At 30.9% G+C, this 15,805-nt stretch carries 18 protein-coding genes; 14 read left to right on the top strand and 4 right to left on the bottom strand.

The window, feature by feature from the left end:
* Position 1: 1 nt before the first annotated feature.
* From CLOPA_RS12765 to CLOPA_RS12750, 5 genes are all read left to right on the top strand, one after another.
* Positions 2 to 1,156, top strand: coding sequence for an aldo/keto reductase (locus tag CLOPA_RS12765; RefSeq protein ID WP_015615851.1), 1,155 nt, complete (start codon positions 2 to 4; stop codon positions 1,154 to 1,156).
* An 85-nt stretch (positions 1,157 to 1,241) separates the two neighbouring features.
* On the top strand, positions 1,242 to 1,628 hold the full coding sequence (locus CLOPA_RS12760; RefSeq protein WP_015615850.1) for a MerR family transcriptional regulator: 387 nt from the start codon (positions 1,242 to 1,244) through the stop codon (positions 1,626 to 1,628).
* 2 nt (positions 1,629 to 1,630) lie between these two features.
* Complete coding sequence (locus CLOPA_RS12755) at positions 1,631 to 2,743, top strand: aldo/keto reductase (protein WP_015615849.1); 1,113 nt, start codon at positions 1,631 to 1,633, stop codon at positions 2,741 to 2,743.
* A 150-nt stretch (positions 2,744 to 2,893) separates the two neighbouring features.
* The gene (locus CLOPA_RS25105) at positions 2,894 to 3,127 is read left to right on the top strand and encodes a hypothetical protein (RefSeq protein ID WP_015615848.1); all 234 of its coding nucleotides are present in this window, start codon (positions 2,894 to 2,896) and stop codon (positions 3,125 to 3,127) included.
* Positions 3,114 to 3,581 carry a hypothetical protein gene (locus CLOPA_RS12750; protein WP_015615847.1) on the top strand — a complete coding sequence of 156 codons (468 nt, stop codon included), beginning with the start codon at positions 3,114 to 3,116 and terminating at the stop codon, positions 3,579 to 3,581. Before CLOPA_RS25105 ends, CLOPA_RS12750 begins: the two co-directional genes overlap by 14 nt.
* A 37-nt stretch (positions 3,582 to 3,618) precedes the next feature.
* Here the strand turns inward: CLOPA_RS12750 and CLOPA_RS25100 are convergent, their stop codons facing one another.
* Complete coding sequence (locus tag CLOPA_RS25100; RefSeq protein WP_242834334.1) at positions 3,619 to 3,825, bottom strand: pyridoxal-dependent decarboxylase; 207 nt, start codon at positions 3,823 to 3,825, stop codon at positions 3,619 to 3,621.
* Between the two features lie 136 nt (positions 3,826 to 3,961).
* Here CLOPA_RS25100 and CLOPA_RS12745 point away from each other — a divergent pair, with 136 nt between their 5' ends.
* A complete protein-coding gene (locus CLOPA_RS12745) occupies positions 3,962 to 4,291 on the top strand; it encodes a hypothetical protein (protein ID WP_155241909.1) in 330 nt (109 codons plus the stop codon).
* Positions 4,292 to 4,651: 360 nt separating this feature from the next.
* Positions 4,652 to 5,820 (top strand): IS3 family transposase gene (locus tag CLOPA_RS12735; protein WP_278245982.1). Its coding sequence is split into 2 segments (ribosomal slippage): positions 4,652 to 4,916 and positions 4,916 to 5,820, totalling 1,170 coding nucleotides; the frame shifts between segments, so codons are not numbered across the junction.
* A 415-nt stretch (positions 5,821 to 6,235) separates the two neighbouring features.
* On the opposite strand, the gene CLOPA_RS12730 is transcribed toward CLOPA_RS12735, so the two are convergent.
* Together CLOPA_RS12730 and CLOPA_RS12725 are read right to left on the bottom strand one after the other, a co-directional pair.
* Positions 6,236 to 6,754: a nitroreductase family protein gene (locus tag CLOPA_RS12730; protein ID WP_015615844.1), complete on the bottom strand. Its 519-nt coding sequence runs from the start codon at positions 6,752 to 6,754 to the stop codon at positions 6,236 to 6,238.
* 47 nt (positions 6,755 to 6,801) lie between these two features.
* Positions 6,802 to 7,455 carry a flavodoxin family protein gene (locus tag CLOPA_RS12725; RefSeq protein ID WP_015615843.1) on the bottom strand — a complete coding sequence of 218 codons (654 nt, stop codon included), beginning with the start codon at positions 7,453 to 7,455 and terminating at the stop codon, positions 6,802 to 6,804.
* Positions 7,456 to 7,580: 125 nt separating this feature from the next.
* On the opposite strand from CLOPA_RS12725, the gene CLOPA_RS12720 reads away from it, so the two are divergent.
* The 7 genes from CLOPA_RS12720 (at position 7,581) to ltrA (ending at position 14,723) form a co-directional block, all read left to right on the top strand.
* On the top strand, positions 7,581 to 7,910 hold the full coding sequence (locus tag CLOPA_RS12720; protein WP_010237355.1) for a winged helix-turn-helix transcriptional regulator: 330 nt from the start codon (positions 7,581 to 7,583) through the stop codon (positions 7,908 to 7,910).
* 389 nt (positions 7,911 to 8,299) lie between these two features.
* Positions 8,300 to 9,097: a flavodoxin family protein gene (locus tag CLOPA_RS12715; RefSeq protein WP_015615842.1), complete on the top strand. Its 798-nt coding sequence runs from the start codon at positions 8,300 to 8,302 to the stop codon at positions 9,095 to 9,097.
* A 245-nt stretch (positions 9,098 to 9,342) separates the two neighbouring features.
* Positions 9,343 to 9,843 carry an NUDIX hydrolase gene (locus tag CLOPA_RS12710; RefSeq protein WP_015615841.1) on the top strand — a complete coding sequence of 167 codons (501 nt, stop codon included), beginning with the start codon at positions 9,343 to 9,345 and terminating at the stop codon, positions 9,841 to 9,843.
* Positions 9,844 to 10,025: 182 nt separating this feature from the next.
* On the top strand, positions 10,026 to 10,511 hold the full coding sequence (locus CLOPA_RS23790) for an alpha/beta fold hydrolase (RefSeq protein ID WP_242834195.1): 486 nt from the start codon (positions 10,026 to 10,028) through the stop codon (positions 10,509 to 10,511).
* Positions 10,505 to 11,215, top strand: coding sequence for an IMP cyclohydrolase (locus tag CLOPA_RS12700; RefSeq protein ID WP_015615840.1), 711 nt, complete (start codon positions 10,505 to 10,507; stop codon positions 11,213 to 11,215). The genes CLOPA_RS23790 and CLOPA_RS12700 overlap by 7 nt, the downstream gene beginning before the upstream one ends.
* Before the next feature lie 289 nt (positions 11,216 to 11,504).
* Positions 11,505 to 12,629 (top strand): IS4 family transposase, encoded by a 1,125-nt coding sequence (locus CLOPA_RS23785; protein WP_015614406.1) that lies wholly within the window; start codon positions 11,505 to 11,507, stop codon positions 12,627 to 12,629.
* A gap of 297 nt (positions 12,630 to 12,926) precedes the next feature.
* On the top strand, positions 12,927 to 14,723 hold the full coding sequence (gene ltrA, locus CLOPA_RS12690; protein WP_015615838.1) for a group II intron reverse transcriptase/maturase: 1,797 nt from the start codon (positions 12,927 to 12,929) through the stop codon (positions 14,721 to 14,723).
* A gap of 205 nt (positions 14,724 to 14,928) precedes the next feature.
* On the opposite strand, the gene CLOPA_RS12685 is transcribed toward ltrA, so the two are convergent.
* Positions 14,929 to 15,735 carry a nitroreductase family protein gene (locus CLOPA_RS12685; RefSeq protein ID WP_015615837.1) on the bottom strand — a complete coding sequence of 269 codons (807 nt, stop codon included), beginning with the start codon at positions 15,733 to 15,735 and terminating at the stop codon, positions 14,929 to 14,931.
* Between the last annotated feature and the right edge of the window lie 70 nt (positions 15,736 to 15,805).

The following is a 15,805-nucleotide window of genomic DNA, read 5'->3' as shown; positions in this document are numbered from 1 at the left end:
TATGGAATATCGAATTTTAGAAAGAACAGGAATTAAAGTAAGTGCCATTGGTATTGGAGGTGAAGGATTTGAAAATAAAAGTTATGAAGATTGCGAAGCAATTATTGATTGTGCAATGAAAGAAGGTATTAATTTTATTGATATATATAATTCAAATCCGGAAGTTAGAAGCAATGTTGGCAAAGCGTTAAGTAAATATCCTCGAAGTAGCTTTGTTATTGAAGGACATCTATGTTCTACTTGGGATAGAGGACAGTATCGGCGCACCAGGAATTTTAATGAAGTTGCCAATGCATTTGAAGACTTTTTAGCTAGAATGCAGCTAGACTATGTGGATGTAGGGATGATTCATTATGTTGATGATCAAAAAGATTTTGATAACATTTTTAATGGAGAAATAATTAAATATGCAAAAGGATTAAAAGAAAAAGGGATTATTAAGTCTTTAGGGATATCAACACATAATACAGATATTGCTTTTAGAGCAGTGGAAACAGGAATAATTGATGTAATTTTATTTAGTATCAATGCTGCTTATGATATGTTACCAGCCAGTGAGGATGTAAACATATTATTTGAAGAAAGTACTTTTAAAAACAGGACCTATGAAGGTATTGATCCAAAACGAGATAGGTTATACCAAACTTGTGAAAATGCGGGTGTTGCTTTAACTATTATGAAAGGATATGCTGCTGGATTGTTACTAAGTGACAAAGAATCGCCCTTTGAAAAAGCACTGACTCCAGTACAATGTTTACATTACTGTTTAACCAGACCGGCAGTTGCTTCCGTAATGGTTGGAGTATCTAATACCAATCAAATACTTGCAGCAACTGACTATGTCACCGCAAGTAATAAAGAAAAAGATTACAGTGAAGTTCTTGCAAATGCTCCAAGAAGTTCATTTAGCGGACATTGTATGTATTGTGGACATTGTGCCCCATGTTCGAAAAAGATAGATATTGCATCAGTAAATAAGTATTTAGATTTAGCCTTGATTCAAGAAGATGTTCCTGAAACAATAAAGAATCATTATGACTTATTAGAACATCATGCAAGTGAGTGCATAGAATGTGGGTTATGTATAAAAAACTGTCCATTTAGTGTGGATGTTATTAATAAAATGAAACAGGCAGTTAAACTATTTGGCAATTAAACAATTAAATTAAGAAGATTAAAAAGTACTTGACTTGGAGTTAACTCCAAGTATTATAATATCAAATATCAGGAGGTGAAATCGTATGACGATTGCAGAAGTGAGTAAGAAATTTGATCTTTCGCAGGATACACTCCGCTATTATGAACGAATCGGACTTATTCCGAGTGTGAACCGCAATAAGGGCGGAATCAGGGATTATACAGAAGAAGATTGTAGGTGGGTCGAATTTATCAAATGTATGAGAAATGCAGGTCTTCCGATTGAAGTATTGATTGAGTATGTTACGCTGTTTCAACAGGGCGATGAAACCATAGAGGCTAGAAAAAAACTCTTAACTGAGCAACGTAAGCTGTTAACAGAAAAAATGGAAGATATGAAGAAAACGATAGAACGCTTGGATTACAAAATAGAAAGATATGAACAGGCGGTAGTTGTAAAAGAAAAAACACTAAGAAGACCGGAGGATTAGGAATGAAAAAATTAGGGTTTGGGTTTATGCGTTTACCAGTAAAAGACAAAGATGATGCTGGAAGTATTGATTTGGATACAGTCAAGAAAATGGTAGATATTTTTTTAGAAAGAGGGTTTACGTATTTTGATACAGCTTATCCTTATCATAAAGAAATGAGTGAAATAGCGATTAGAGAATTGTTAGTAAAACGTTATCCAAGAGATAAATATTTTCTTGCGACTAAAATGCCAGTTGCTCGTTTAAAAACAATGGAACAACAAGAAAGTATTTTTAATGAGCAATTAGAAAAGTGTGGAGTAGAATATTTTGATAATTATTTACTTCATAATTTAGGTGAAGCTCATTACAAAATCGCTCAAGAATTAAATAGTTTTGAATTTATTCAAAAAAAGAAAGAAGAAGGAAAAATAAAAAATATAGGTTTTTCTTACCATGATAGAGCTGATTTATTAGATGATATTTTAACTGCTCACCCAGAAGTAGATTTCGTTCAATTACAAATTAATTATTTAGATTGGGACAATGAAAGTATTCAATCTAGAAAATGTTATGAAGCTGCAAGAAAGCATAACAAACCAGTTATTGTTATGGAACCAATTAAAGGTGGTACTCTTGCAAAAGTACCTGAAGAAGCAGAAAAATTATTTGAAGAATATCATCCTGATATGTCTGTGCCATCATGGGCAATTCGTTTTGCAGCTAGTTGTGAAGGGGTAATGATGGTTTTAAGTGGAATGTCTAATATAGATCAATTGTTGGATAATACAGGTTATATTCAAGATTTCAAACTATTTGTAAAGGAAGAATATGATATTGTTGAAAGGGCAGTTGATATTATTAATAAAGCAATTACAGTCCCTTGTACAGCCTGTGAATATTGTGTAAAAGATTGTCCTAAAAATATTGCTATTCCAAAATACTTCGCATTATATAATACTGAAAAGCAATCTATCCGAGGGTATTTTTCAACTCAAAAGGTGTATTACAATAACTATATTCAAACATATGGTAAGGCATCAGAATGTATTGGATGTAAACAATGTGCAAGACAATGTTCACAACACATTAAAATCACTGAATTTTTAAAAGACGTCGCAAAAACATTTGAATAATTTTATTAATAATTGTGTGGCAAGTGTAAGGCTCATTGATCTTATGGTCTTAATACTTCAAATCTTTTGAAGAGAAATTATGAGGACTATAAAACATTTTTAAAAATATAGGATAGAAATAAAAAATAATTTATAACCGGACTTTAAAAGATGGATTTAGAGGATTCCTTACAAAATAGATTATACAGAGTTAAAATAACATCTTTCTGTTATTTTAACTCTGTATTGTCTTCGGGAGTTGGAGTTGATATGCCAACTATAGATTCTGTAGATAAGAATGGTAATGTGGGAACAATACCTTCAGGAATTAAACAAAATATAACGCATCTGCATAGTATGTACTGTTGGAAAAAGATTGTAGGAGGTTTTCATGTATCAAAATAAATATACAACACCTAAAACAATACAGGACCGTTCAATGATTCAACCTATGATGCCAAATATTGAGTACTTATTCAGAGGAGAAGAATTCGAAGAGAATAAAGTAAATAATATAAATACAGCTTCACCTATGCAGCAAAATATTGCTCCACCGACACAACAAAACATTAATCCGCCTGTACAACAAAATATAGTTTCACCTGTACAGCAGATGCCTAATGTGAAACCTGTGGAGCATCAGATGTCAAATGTACCTACTAATCCATCAAAAATAGATAAGAATAAAATAAAAGCAGATGCAGAAAAAATTGTAAAAATATTTGAAAAAAGTAATCCAGATATTCTAAATGCATTAATAAATTGCAGTGTATCAGTATTTGCGGCAAGAAAGTATTTATGTAAAGTTGTTGAAATGGCACTTATGCATCATCATAAAATGAACAATATTAAAAAATAATTATATTATAGAATGAAAGAAGGGCCTAGAAAGTAATCTAGACCCATTTGTCATAAGGTGCATTTAAGGTTTTGTGAGCATCAACAGACCATGAATCTGCAAGTTCCACACCTTTAGTATGGTGATTCAGCTCTGATGAAGCTGCTGCCCATAGACCAAAAGCTCCATACACATGTACCCAGCAACCTGCATTTCTAGCCTTTTGGCATAGTGTTTCAAAATCATCAAAAGAACCGGAATTCAGGATTTATTTCGTAAGAGTACCAGAAACATATATGGAGTCAATAAAAAAGGGACTTTTGAACACATCCTGGAGGGCTTCACCTATTACTGCAGAATTAGTGACCCAATTGTTCGTAACAGGGAAGGCTGAGACAATTTTGGAGAATAAGCGTGAGGAAGTACGTAAAAGAAATGATTTGGCGATAAAAATACTATCAGGATACGATGTAGTAAATAAACCCTGTGGTTTTTTTCAATGGCTTCTTCTTCCAAGTAAGTGGCAGGGGAGAGAATTTGAGCTATCTCTGCGTGAAGCTGGTGTACAGGTGCTTTGTGCAGAGAAATTTGTGGTTGGGAGCAACCGAGCACTTTCCGCTGTTAGAATCTCTTTGTCTGGATCGAATACCATTGAAGAGTTGGAAAAAGGACTTAATATTCTAAAAAAATTATTGCAAAAAGGTTATGAGAATCAGATAATTATTCTGTAAATCAGGAAAGATTAATTTTAAGTTATTAAGCCTTAGTGAACAAGACTAGAAATTGAAATAGCATAATAAACTAATAGAAGTTCTTTGATTGTGTTAAACTATAAATGCTCTAAAATCTTGATTAAGGATAGAGTGTTTTATTTTATGATAAATTTATTTTGTAGCACTTAAACTTCTATATTTTGAAGGAAATTAAGTTTATTTGTAGAATAGTGGTATTAAAGGAAGTATTCTAAAAAACTGAAGATAATGTCTATAATGGGAAGTTGATTCCGAGAGCAAAGTGTGGAGTATATCCTATTTGATAGACACATAGAAAAGTATGTATAATAAGTGCATAAGGAAGGATGTGCCGATGAAATGGGAAACAAGAGAGAATTTTCAGTAGAGTATAAAAAAGAAATAATTAAGCTTGTTACAGAACAAGGAAAGAAAGTAACTCAAGTAGCAAAAGACATAGGTGTTAGTGAGGTTTCAGTTAGAAGATGGATAAAGCAATATGGAATTCATGGAGAAGACGCTTTTCCTGGTAAGGGTAAATTAAGACCGGAAGATGAAGAAATAAGACGAATGAAAAAGAAAATGGCAGACCTCGAAGAAGAAAACGCTATATTAAAAAAAGCTATAACCATCTTCACAAAGCCCGTGAAATAAGATACAAGTTCATAAAAGATCACAGCTCCAAATTTCACGTGGAGAAGATGTGTAATGTATTAGATATTAAAAGGAGCTCTTACTATGCTTGGTTAAAAAGACCACAACCTCGCAGGAAAAAAGAAGATTCTATGCTTGCTATAGAAATAAGAAGAATTCACAGAGAATCAGGAGGTACCTACGGCTTTCGCCGAATTACAGCACAATTAAATAAAGAAGGCGTAGCCTGTGGAAAAAATAGAGTTTGCAGATTGATGAAGCAAAATCATATATTTAGTAAACTTAAAAGAAAATACAAGGCAACTACTTATTCAAATCATAATTTTAATGTAGCTCCTAATTTGTTAAAACAAGATTTTACAGTTGATAAACCAAATAAAGTCTATGTAGGTGATATAACTTATATAGATACGCATGAAGGATGGCTCTATCTTGCTACTGTCGTAGATTTATTTAATAGAGAAATAGTTGGATGGTCCATGGATGCTACTATGACTAGAAAATTAGTTATTGATGCATTTAACTCTGCTATTAATAAAGAACATCCTAAGGAAGGATTGATATTTCACTCTGACAGAGGTGTCCAGTATGCCTCCTATGATTATCAAGATATGTTAAAAAATAATGATTTTGTTCAAAGTATGAGTGCTAAAGGATGTTGTTATGACAATGCCTGTGCTGAATCTTTTTTCTCTTCTCTGAAGAAAGATAAGCTATATGGACGTAGCTTTAAAACCAGAGATGAAGCTAAAATAGCAGTAGTTGAATATATAGAATTATTTTATAACTCAAGAAGATTGCATTCAACATTAGAATATAAGTCACCTAAAGAATATAAAAGAGATTATTACCTAAAATTAAAAGATGCTGCATAATTTTAGTAATGTGTTTTTACAGATAGATATCTATATAATTTTACTTACTTATATTTGCATTAGTTAAAATGATTTACATTGGAAGTGTCTATTATAAAATACCAAGAATTTCAAAGAAAATCGTACATTCTATGTGTCTATTTTATTCAGAACACTCCAGTGGTTAGAAATTGAGTAAAATTTATTAAAGTTTAGAACGTGATATGGTGAACCGTGCCATAAGTGACGAAGGTTTTTTAGTGTCACACTATAAGTTTAGATTAAGATAGTGTGATGCTAGATAATGTGGTTGATTAGATTTAATAAAGCAGGACTTACTTCTAAAGTAAGTCCTCTTTAAGAAGATTTTGAAGTATAAGCATTTATGAATATAAAATACACCAATACTTAAATAGCACTAGTTTTGTTAATCAAATTAAAAATAATTATATAAAACAGTTTGTGCAATATTTTTTCTTTTTGTATGATTAGGATTAGGTTTTGCATCTTTACTTGGATAGCCTATTGGTAGAATACATACTGGCTCAATGTTTGATGGTATATTAAAAGCGTTACGAACAGCAATTGGATCAAAATTACCAACCCATGTTGTACCCAATCCGAGTTCTGCAGCTTGTAACATCATATGTGTAGCAACAATACTTGCATCAATATCAGTATGGACCTTTCCATCATACGTACTCTTCCATGATTCAACTTTGTTAGCACATATAAGTAAAGCCATAGGTGCATTGAAGTGATAAATTGTACAATCTTTTAGTTTAGCAAGTGCCTCATCACTTTCAATTACTAAAATTCTTTGAGGTTGATAATTTACAGCAGTAGGTGCTAATTGCCCAGCTTGTAAAATTAAATCTAATTTTTCTTGTTCAACTTTTTTAACATCAAAATTTCTTAAAGAATATCTTTTTTTTGCCAATTCTATAAAATTCATAGAAATACCTCCTCTGTAGGCTATTATATAATACAATATAGTATTTTTTATATACTAGCTTGGTGAGCAAATTGTACCCCCATATTAAAAGCATTTTGACAGTCTTTGGGGAATTGTTCTTCTTTAACTTTTGCTTTTTTCTTTTCATCAAATGCTGTTACAACATATTTTGAATAATCATTAAATTGATATGTGTCATTAACAGCTAGTGATTCAAATGTACCAAAGATTCTCTCCATGTCCTCTTCTACAAATTTAAGATTTTCCTTATATCTAAATTCTTTCATCTGGTCATTGGTCACATTCATAGTATAAATAAAACCAGTTAGTATTTTCTTACCAAAAATACTAGAGTAGTTTTTATCATACTTTGAGTATGGGAACATGAGCCTTTCTAAAAATGATCTCATAGCTCCTGTAACTCCTTGAAAATAAATTGGAGAACCGAGAATAATTGCATCAGCTTTTGCAGCTTTTTCAAGAATTGGTGTTAAATCGTCGTTAAAGCCACATTTGCCATAGCTTTTACCATTTTTCATTTTACAAGCAAAACAACTTACACAACCTTTATAATTGTAATCATAGAGGTGAATAAGTTCTGTATCAGCACCATGTGATGCTGCTCCTTCAAGTGCTTTATTAAGAAGAGTAGCTGTATTTTTATTTTTTCTAGGACTCCCGTTAATAGCTAATATTTTCATAAATTATACCTCCATTTGTACATGTAATTGACTTTATGGTATAAATTATATATCATTATAAAAAAGTAAATAAGTATGCACTTATTTGTTATATGCTAACCAAAAGGTAAGTAAAGGAGCATTATATGAAAGATTTTGAGAGTAAATATGGAAATTGTCCAATGTACTATACAATATCTATACTTGAAGGAAAATGGAAATGGGTTATATTATGGGAAATATATGAAGCAGAGATAATACGGTATAATAAATTGAAAGATATATTACAACCAATTGCTCACAAAACATTAAGTAAACAACTAAAAGAATTAGAAAACAGCAATCTGATTCACAGAGAACAGTATAATGAAATTCCACCTAAAGTTGAATATTCCTTGACCGAAGAAGGAAAAACATTAATTCCAATACTCAACCTTATGTTCCAGTGGGGTGAGAAACATATTAAAAATAAGTGAATTTTTGTAAATTAAATATTATTTCAAGATATTCTTATATTTTAAAACTAATATCTATTTTATGAAGAATATCTTAAGTTTAAAGGTGAAAATGTAATATTTATAAACGCTCTAAAATCTTAATTAAAGTTAGAGCGTTTTATTTTATGATGAGTTTATTTTTCAGCACTTGAACTTCTACATTTTGAAGGAAATTAAGTTTATTCGTAGAATAATGATATTAAAGGAAGTATTCTAAAAAATTGAAGTTAATGTCTATAATAGGAACCTTGATAGTTAAAAATTTTATAAATTAAGTACTGCTTACATTTCTTTGTAAAGAAAAAATAATGATGATTATAATTAGGAATCATTAATTACGAATGAATATAAAAGGGAGACAAAGTATTATGAGATATTTAGTTTTTAATGGAAGTCCTCGTAAAGGTAATACATGGAAGCTAGTTAAATTGATTCAGGAAGAATTACAGGAAATTTCGCCTGAATCAACGTTTGAGGAAATCCAGTTAGTAGATCTAGAACTGCCATTTTGCACTGGATGCAGCCTTTGTTTTAGAAAAGGCCATGAATACTGTCCCCATCATAAAATTATGAAGAAAATAATTGATAAAATTGATGAAAGTGATGGCATGATTTTTGCAATGGCAACCTTTAATATGCAGCCAAACGCCTTGACTAAAAATCTGATTGATCACCTATGCTTTATGCTTCACAGACCTCATTTTTTCAAAAACAAAGCAATTGTTGTTACAACGACAGGTGGCGTAGGAAGTAAGAGTGCAGTAAACTACCTTACTGGGTGGCTAAAAGGAATTGGATTTAACCATTGTTGTAAGCTTCCTATTGCATCATATAGTTGGGATAATTATACAATAAATAAGAAAACAAAAATTAAATGCAAAAAGTTGGCGGACAAATTCAATAAAGATGTTTCATCTAAAAAGATGCATACACCAACTTTTGCTGTTTTAATACCATACAACCTATTTAGAGGAATGAGCCTTGGGTATGTAAAAGGAACAGAATATGAAACACAAGATGGTGCATACTGGGTTGACCCATTAAGAAGTAAAAGTACTTATGATCCTTTGATAAATGTTCCATTTTATAAAAAGGTGTTTGGAGACGCGTTCTATGTTATTGGAAAAGCAGCAAGTAAATTCACAACCATTACATACAAAAAATGATTAGAAATTATCTGTGGTAAAAATGATAAATCGAATTATAAGTATATTAAGATTGTATTTTGTTGAAGACCTTCAGCAGACAAGCTGTTTTCAAAGTAAATGTTTTGCTTATATAGTTTATAATCTTTATATAAGGTGCATTAATTATAAATTTAAGATATTTGAACAATGGTAAATTAAGGCAAATTAATGCAAATTAATATTTATTTTGTTTGTAAGAACTTTTATTTATTGGAGGTAATTAAATGGAACTTTGGGATATACTCGATGGAAATGGAGATAAAACAGGTAAAACGATTCAACGTGGAAAAACTATGGAACAAGATGAATATCATCTCGTTGTGAATGTATGGATAAAAAATAACAATGGAGAATTTTTAATTACAAAACGTACACCCAACAAGCAGACATTCCCTAATATGTGGGAAACAACTTGTGGTGCGGCAGTTATTGGTGAAGATAGTTTGAAAGCTGCATTAAGAGAAGTAAAGGAAGAAATCAGTATTGACTTATCTCCTACGAATGGAAAGTGTCTCTTTAGATTAAAAAGGCAACACAATGGGTTTCCAGACTTTGTAGATGTATGGCTGTTCAAGGAAGAAGTAGATATAGCAGACGTTATTTATCAACCCGAAGAAGTATGTGCAGCGAAGTGGGCAACTCCAAGTCAGATTCTATCCTTGATTGAAACAGGTAAATTTACGGATACATTTACATATCTTAGGGATTTATTCAAGATAATATAGTAGTTCATAATAGTAAGATGTGGCGAACTAACTTGTTAAATAAGTATGGAATATAAAATAGAATTATTTTATAGAAAGCCTTAATTTATAAGGAAACATTATTGAATTAAGACAAATGGGGGAGTAGTAATATGGGAAAAACAAAAATCTAAAGAAATATTGCTAAGCTAAATAATATTGACATGTTTTATTTTGATACAAAAACACAAGGGCCAACTATTTTGTGTCTTCATGGAATGTACGGAAGGGCAGAGACTTGGGCTGATTTTATTGAGAATTATGGAAAACAATACAGAATTATCGCACCCGATCAGAGAGGACATGGATTGAGCAGTAAACCTATATCGAAATATACAGTTGAAGAAATGGCTGAGGACATAATTGAACTATTGGATTTCCTAAATATAGATTCAGTGATTTTAGTAGGACACTCAATGGGTGGTGGAGTTGCTGGATATTTATCAGCGGTATATCCTAAGTACGTAACAGCCTTAGCTATACTTGATAAGTCTGCATCTGGACCTGATAAACAAAATACGATGCCGTTAGATCAGATTTCAGCTGGTGATCCTTTGACAAAAGATTGGCCTTTGCCATTTTCTAGCCTAAGTGAGGCAATGAATTTTATTCAGCAATCTGCAAATTCAAATTTAGAATATCAATATTAAATGAAAAAAAGTTACAGCAAAATAACTATCCAGGTAGAGGTATAATAATTGGAATGTCCCCAAATGGAAAAAACTATGTTCAAATTTATTGGATTATGGGAAGAAGTGAAAATAGTCGTAATAGAATATTTCAGGTTGAAGGAAATTTTATTAAAACAAAACCTTTTATTGAAAAAAATGTGATAGATCCTAGTCTTATTATATATTATCCAATAAAAAATTTAAAAGATTATCATATTATCGGTAATGGTGATCAAACGGATACAATTTATAATTATATTAAAAATGGGAAAACATTCGAAAATGCTTTAAATACAAAAGAATTTGAACCAGATTATCCAAACTACACTCCAAGAATATCAGGTCTAATAGATTTTAATAAAGAAAAAGCAAGCTATTCATTATCAATACTTAAATCTATCGATAATAATAAGGAGTTTTGCCAGAAAAATTATTATAATTACAGCAATTTTTTGAAAGGTTTTGGACATTGTATTCATACATATAGAGAAGATGGTAATCCTATACCTTCATTTGATCAAGAACCTTTCATAGTAAAGTTAGCAGATAGCATTGAGGATAATGCAAATTACTTCTGGAAGCTTTTGAATAAAGAAAATAAGATTTCATTATTAGTTAAGTACATTAATATAAATAATAAAAAAATTGAATTTAAGATTATAAATAAAAACATTCTAGAATAAATTCTGGTCTACAGCGTGCTTTTCTTTTATTAAAGTTAATGTATGATGGAAATTAAATTAATGCAAGTTAGAAAGGTGAAAATTATGAATATAGATATAAAGAAAAATGAATTTGATTCAGAATTTAGTAATGTAAAATATATGTTAGAGGCTGACGTAAGGACAGTAAAAAGAGAAAAATTAACATGGAATAAAGTAACATGAAAAAAAGGATAGAAAAAAACATAGCCAAGCCCTAAAATATAAGTTAAATTCGGACAAACAAACTTATAAAAAAGGAGAATTGGCTATGCTTAACAATCAAGAATATATTACCGCAGAATTAGGAAAAATGCTATATGAGATTTTACCCATATCATCCAAGAAACTAAAAAATTTAGTATATATTGTTTTGGGAATATTGTTATCAAAATCAGTTATAATCTCAGAAATATCAGAAAAGCTAAAGGATTACTATACAGAAGCCAATGAAGAAAGTAAAATAAAAAGAATTTATAGATTTTTTTCAAGTTCAACAATAAAGTCAGACTACCTATATTATAATTTTATCGATGAAATTATGATAAATTATATAAAAAGAAGTACCACTAATAAACTGGTTGTAATATTTGACCATACAACACTGGAAGATAAATTTTTAATACTTAAATTTTCGCTGAAAGTGGGAAAAAGAGCAGTTCCACTATGGTATAAAATATTTGAATATAATGAAAAAGATAATAAAAATTTCAAACATATAAAACAGGGAATAGAAGAGATTAAGGATCTTATAAGTTCATATAATTATGAAGTTGTATTGCTGGCAGATAGAGGTTTTAAGAGTATAGATTTATTTAAGTTTATAAATAAAATAGGATGGAAATATTGTATAAGATGTACCAATGATATGCTTGTAAATATAGAAGGGAAAGAAAAAATAAAATACCTTAGAGATATAAAAACTCTAAAAAAAGGCGTAAAAAAGTTTAATGGAATTTTACTAAGTGCTGAAAAATATAGATGCAATTTAGCAGTTTGTAAGGCAGAAGAAGCAGCGGATACCTGGTATATAGTAACCAATCTTGATAGTAAGAATGCTGTTAATGAATATAAGAAAAGATTTATTATAGAAGAAATGTTTAGAGATTTAAAATCCAGTGGCTTCAATATGGAAGATACATGGACAAACAGTCTTATATATTTTGAAAACTTATATTTATGCTTATGTATAGCATATACATGGATGATAATATTAGGAGCAGATTGTTCTAAGAATAAGAAGAGTAAGATAATAGGCGCAACTAAAAAGATAAGAAATAAAATAGTTAGAATATACAGCTTATTCAGCAGTGGATTGACATGGTTTAACAGATGTTATGATTCTAATAGAAAAAAATATGCCTTAAAATTTAATTTGATACTTTATGACATCTAATATGGCAAAAAAAGTAAATATATTCTTTAATAGTAAGGCACCAGTATACCCATTCTCTATTACATTAATTTCATGTTTATGATTATATTATCTTTATAAGCATATTATTGCATTATTACTATTTGGAAATATAATCTTGTAATTGGAAAAAGCAAATGTCGCTATGGTGCAAACCAACAGGAATAAGAAATAACTGGGCGAATAATGTTAATATATAAACCCGAAAGGGTGCTGACTTCCAACTGGTAATCAACACGGAATAAAACGAAAAGTAAGATTTCAAAAGTGAGGTAACAGATGAGAAAAACTTCAATTTATAGGAAGTCCACATTATCTCCCAATACTCAGTGGAAACTAATTGACTGGTTTCACATTAATAGGTATGTAGAAAGATTGCAACAGCGGATATACCGTGCCGAATGTCTTGGTAACAAACGTAAAGTAAGAAATCTACAAAGACTTCTAGTAAGAAGTAAGGCTATGATATTGATATCCATAAAAAGAGTTACACAAATTAACAAAGGGAAAAAGACAGCTGGTGTGGATGGAGAAATAGCATTAACTAATACGGAAAGATTAAAGCTATTCTATGATTTATCAGAATTACATATAGAAAAGCATAACCCTAAACCGTCACGTAGAACTTATATTAAAAAGAAAAACGGAAAGTTAAGGCCACTTAGTATTCCTACTATACGAGATAGAATATATCAAAATATTATTAAAGGAACACTAGAACCACAATGGGAGGCAAGGTTTGAACCAATATCATATGGCTTCAGGCCTAAAAGAGGGTGTCATGACGCTATTGCAAGGATTTTTCGGTCCTGCCATAGTGGCAGTAGAAAAAGATGGATTTTTGAAGGGGACTTTAAAGGCTGTTTTGATAATTTAAAACATGATTATATTATGGAGCAGATAAAAGAATTCCCCTATGATAACTTGGTAGACAAATGGCTAAAAGCAGGATATGTTGACAATGGTGTGTTTAATAAAACACAATTTGGTTCTGGTCAAGGCAACATTGTATCACCGTTACTTGCCAATATTGCATTAAAGGGTATGGAGGATACACTAGGGATAGAATACAAGCCTGTGAAAAATAATGGCAAAATTGTAAGCTATACAAATGTAGGTAAATATACATTAGTGTTTTATGCAGATGATTTTGTGATAATGTGCAACACACAAAAAGACGCAGAAGATGTTTATGAACTATTAAAACCATACCTAGGTAAAAGAGGCTTGGAGTTATCTAAAGAAAAAACAAGAATAGTAACTATAGACGAAGGTTTTAATTTTCTAGGCTTTAATATCAGAATGTATCAAACGTGTCAGGGTGAAAAATTGTTGATAAAACCATCAAAGGAATCTATCAAGAAAAGTAAACAAACCATTTCAACTGAAATACAGAAGCTGAAAGGTAATAACGTAAGTGCTGTAATAAGCAAGCTTAATCCCATTATTATAGGGGTAGGCAACTACTGGTCACCATCAGTCGCAAAACAGACATATTCGTATATTGACCACCATATTTGGGGATGCACATTTATATTTTTAAAGTATTTGCATCCAAAGAAGAGCAAGACTTGGATAATAAATAGATACTACAAACCAGATATAGCAGGACAAAGCAAAAATAGATGGATACTGACTGACCCGAAAAAATATAAACAACTTACAAAAATGTCATGGATACCAATAGTCAGGCATACGCTCATAAAATTTAGGGCAACTCCATATGATGTTAACCTCAGGGAATATTTCGAGCGTAGGGACGAAAAGAAATTTCACAGGAACTGTATTAAAAGCAAACAGAAGATGGCTAAAATGCAGAATTATAAATGTCCTATATGTAAAATGAGTATCACAGATTTTGGTGAAAGTCTGGTAGTACAAGAAAAAGTCCCAGTGATACATGGCGGGACAAGGCAATACAATAATTTGCAATTGGTACATGGATATTGTAATAGAGAATATTATAATAGAGAATATTATAAAATGTTCCCGTTAAAAGGTGAACTTCCAACAAAACAGCATAAACAGGAAGATTACAAAATCATAAGGCAACTAAGATTGGCAGAAATATCATGAAGACAAACGGATAAATGAGAGCTTGAGCTGTATGTCGTGAAAGTGACATGTACAGTTCTTAGGCGAGAAGGAGGGAGCAATCCCTTCAACTTAGCCGACATTCATTTTAGTTATTATAATAATAGGATTGGTCTTAATATTATGCATATATTATAAAGTCTAGAAGTAGTGAAAAGCTATTCTAGACTTTATTTTTACTTAAAGCTTATTTTATAAAAGTAACATCTAATGCATTACGATTTACCAAGCGCTTGTATTCATATTTTGGATATCCAACCATTACAGCTCCTGTTATTACTTTGTTTTTAGGAATATTGAACAGTTTTAATAGAGGATCGTAATTTGAAAATGCGCATATTTCAAATAGTCCAGCCCAGCAAGAGCCTAATCCTATAGTGTTGGCATATAGTTCAAGATAAGTTAATGAAGAAATTGTATTTTCTCTTCCATTTTTAAAGTCTTTTGAAGCAGTTGCTAAAATAAGATGAGGTGCATCACGTAAAATTGTATCAACACCATCTTTCCTATAGACATGAACATGACGAGGAAAGCTCCAGTGAACTGGATTTTCAAGTTGATCTTCCATCCACTGAATTATTAATTTAGTTGCTGTTTCTAATATTTGTTTATTTTCAACTATAATATAGGATATACCTTGAGAATTACTGGCGGTAGGGGCATAATGAGCAATATCAACTAATTTTAATAATTTTTCATGAGGTACAGGGGTATTCTTGTAACATCGTATTGATCTACGAGATCTAAGGAACTGTTCAGCAGTTTGCGAGTCTATAGCTGGAAAATTTTCTATATCTATTTGATTAGATAATGGTGTTTTAACATTATCAATAGCACCATTAGGACATACAGCAACGCATTGACCGCAAGCGATACATGATGGATTAGTCACTTGAGGACCGTTTTCCTGCATATATAGAATTCTTGTTGGACATACTTTTGTGCAAATTCCACACTTAATACATGTTGATTGATTTACTTTAATTAAGTTCACTAATATTCACTTCCAATTATTGTATTTTTGAGGTGGTTTTAAACTACTATGATAAAATGATTTATAAGTT

The sequence above is a fragment of the Clostridium pasteurianum BC1 genome, from assembly GCF_000389635.1.
GTDB lineage: Bacteria > Bacillota > Clostridia > Clostridiales > Clostridiaceae > Clostridium_I > Clostridium_I pasteurianum_A.
This window is presented reverse-complemented; position numbering and strand designations above follow the sequence as displayed.

Bases quoted from the DNA above. Each gene is read 5' to 3' on its own strand.
- CLOPA_RS12720 (WP_010237355.1), top strand. From the start codon at position 7,581: ATGAAAGATTTTGAGAGTAAATATGGAAATTGTCCAATGTACTATACA.
- CLOPA_RS12710 (WP_015615841.1), top strand. From the start codon at position 9,343: ATGGAACTTTGGGATATACTCGATGGAAATGGAGATAAAACAGGTAAA.
- CLOPA_RS12760 (WP_015615850.1), top strand. From the start codon at position 1,242: ATGACGATTGCAGAAGTGAGTAAGAAATTTGATCTTTCGCAGGATACA.
- CLOPA_RS23790 (WP_242834195.1), top strand. From the start codon at position 10,026: ATGTTTTATTTTGATACAAAAACACAAGGGCCAACTATTTTGTGTCTT.
- CLOPA_RS23785 (WP_015614406.1), top strand. From the start codon at position 11,505: ATGCTTAACAATCAAGAATATATTACCGCAGAATTAGGAAAAATGCTA.
- CLOPA_RS25105 (WP_015615848.1), top strand. From the start codon at position 2,894: ATGGATTTAGAGGATTCCTTACAAAATAGATTATACAGAGTTAAAATA.
- CLOPA_RS12725 (WP_015615843.1), bottom strand. From the start codon at position 7,455: ATGAAAATATTAGCTATTAACGGGAGTCCTAGAAAAAATAAAAATACA.
- CLOPA_RS12765 (WP_015615851.1), top strand. From the start codon at position 2: ATGGAATATCGAATTTTAGAAAGAACAGGAATTAAAGTAAGTGCCATT.
- CLOPA_RS12730 (WP_015615844.1), bottom strand. From the start codon at position 6,754: ATGAATTTTATAGAATTGGCAAAAAAAAGATATTCTTTAAGAAATTTT.
- CLOPA_RS12755 (WP_015615849.1), top strand. From the start codon at position 1,631: ATGAAAAAATTAGGGTTTGGGTTTATGCGTTTACCAGTAAAAGACAAA.
- CLOPA_RS12715 (WP_015615842.1), top strand. From the start codon at position 8,300: ATGAGATATTTAGTTTTTAATGGAAGTCCTCGTAAAGGTAATACATGG.
- CLOPA_RS12750 (WP_015615847.1), top strand. From the start codon at position 3,114: ATGTATCAAAATAAATATACAACACCTAAAACAATACAGGACCGTTCA.
- ltrA (WP_015615838.1), top strand. From the start codon at position 12,927: ATGAGAAAAACTTCAATTTATAGGAAGTCCACATTATCTCCCAATACT.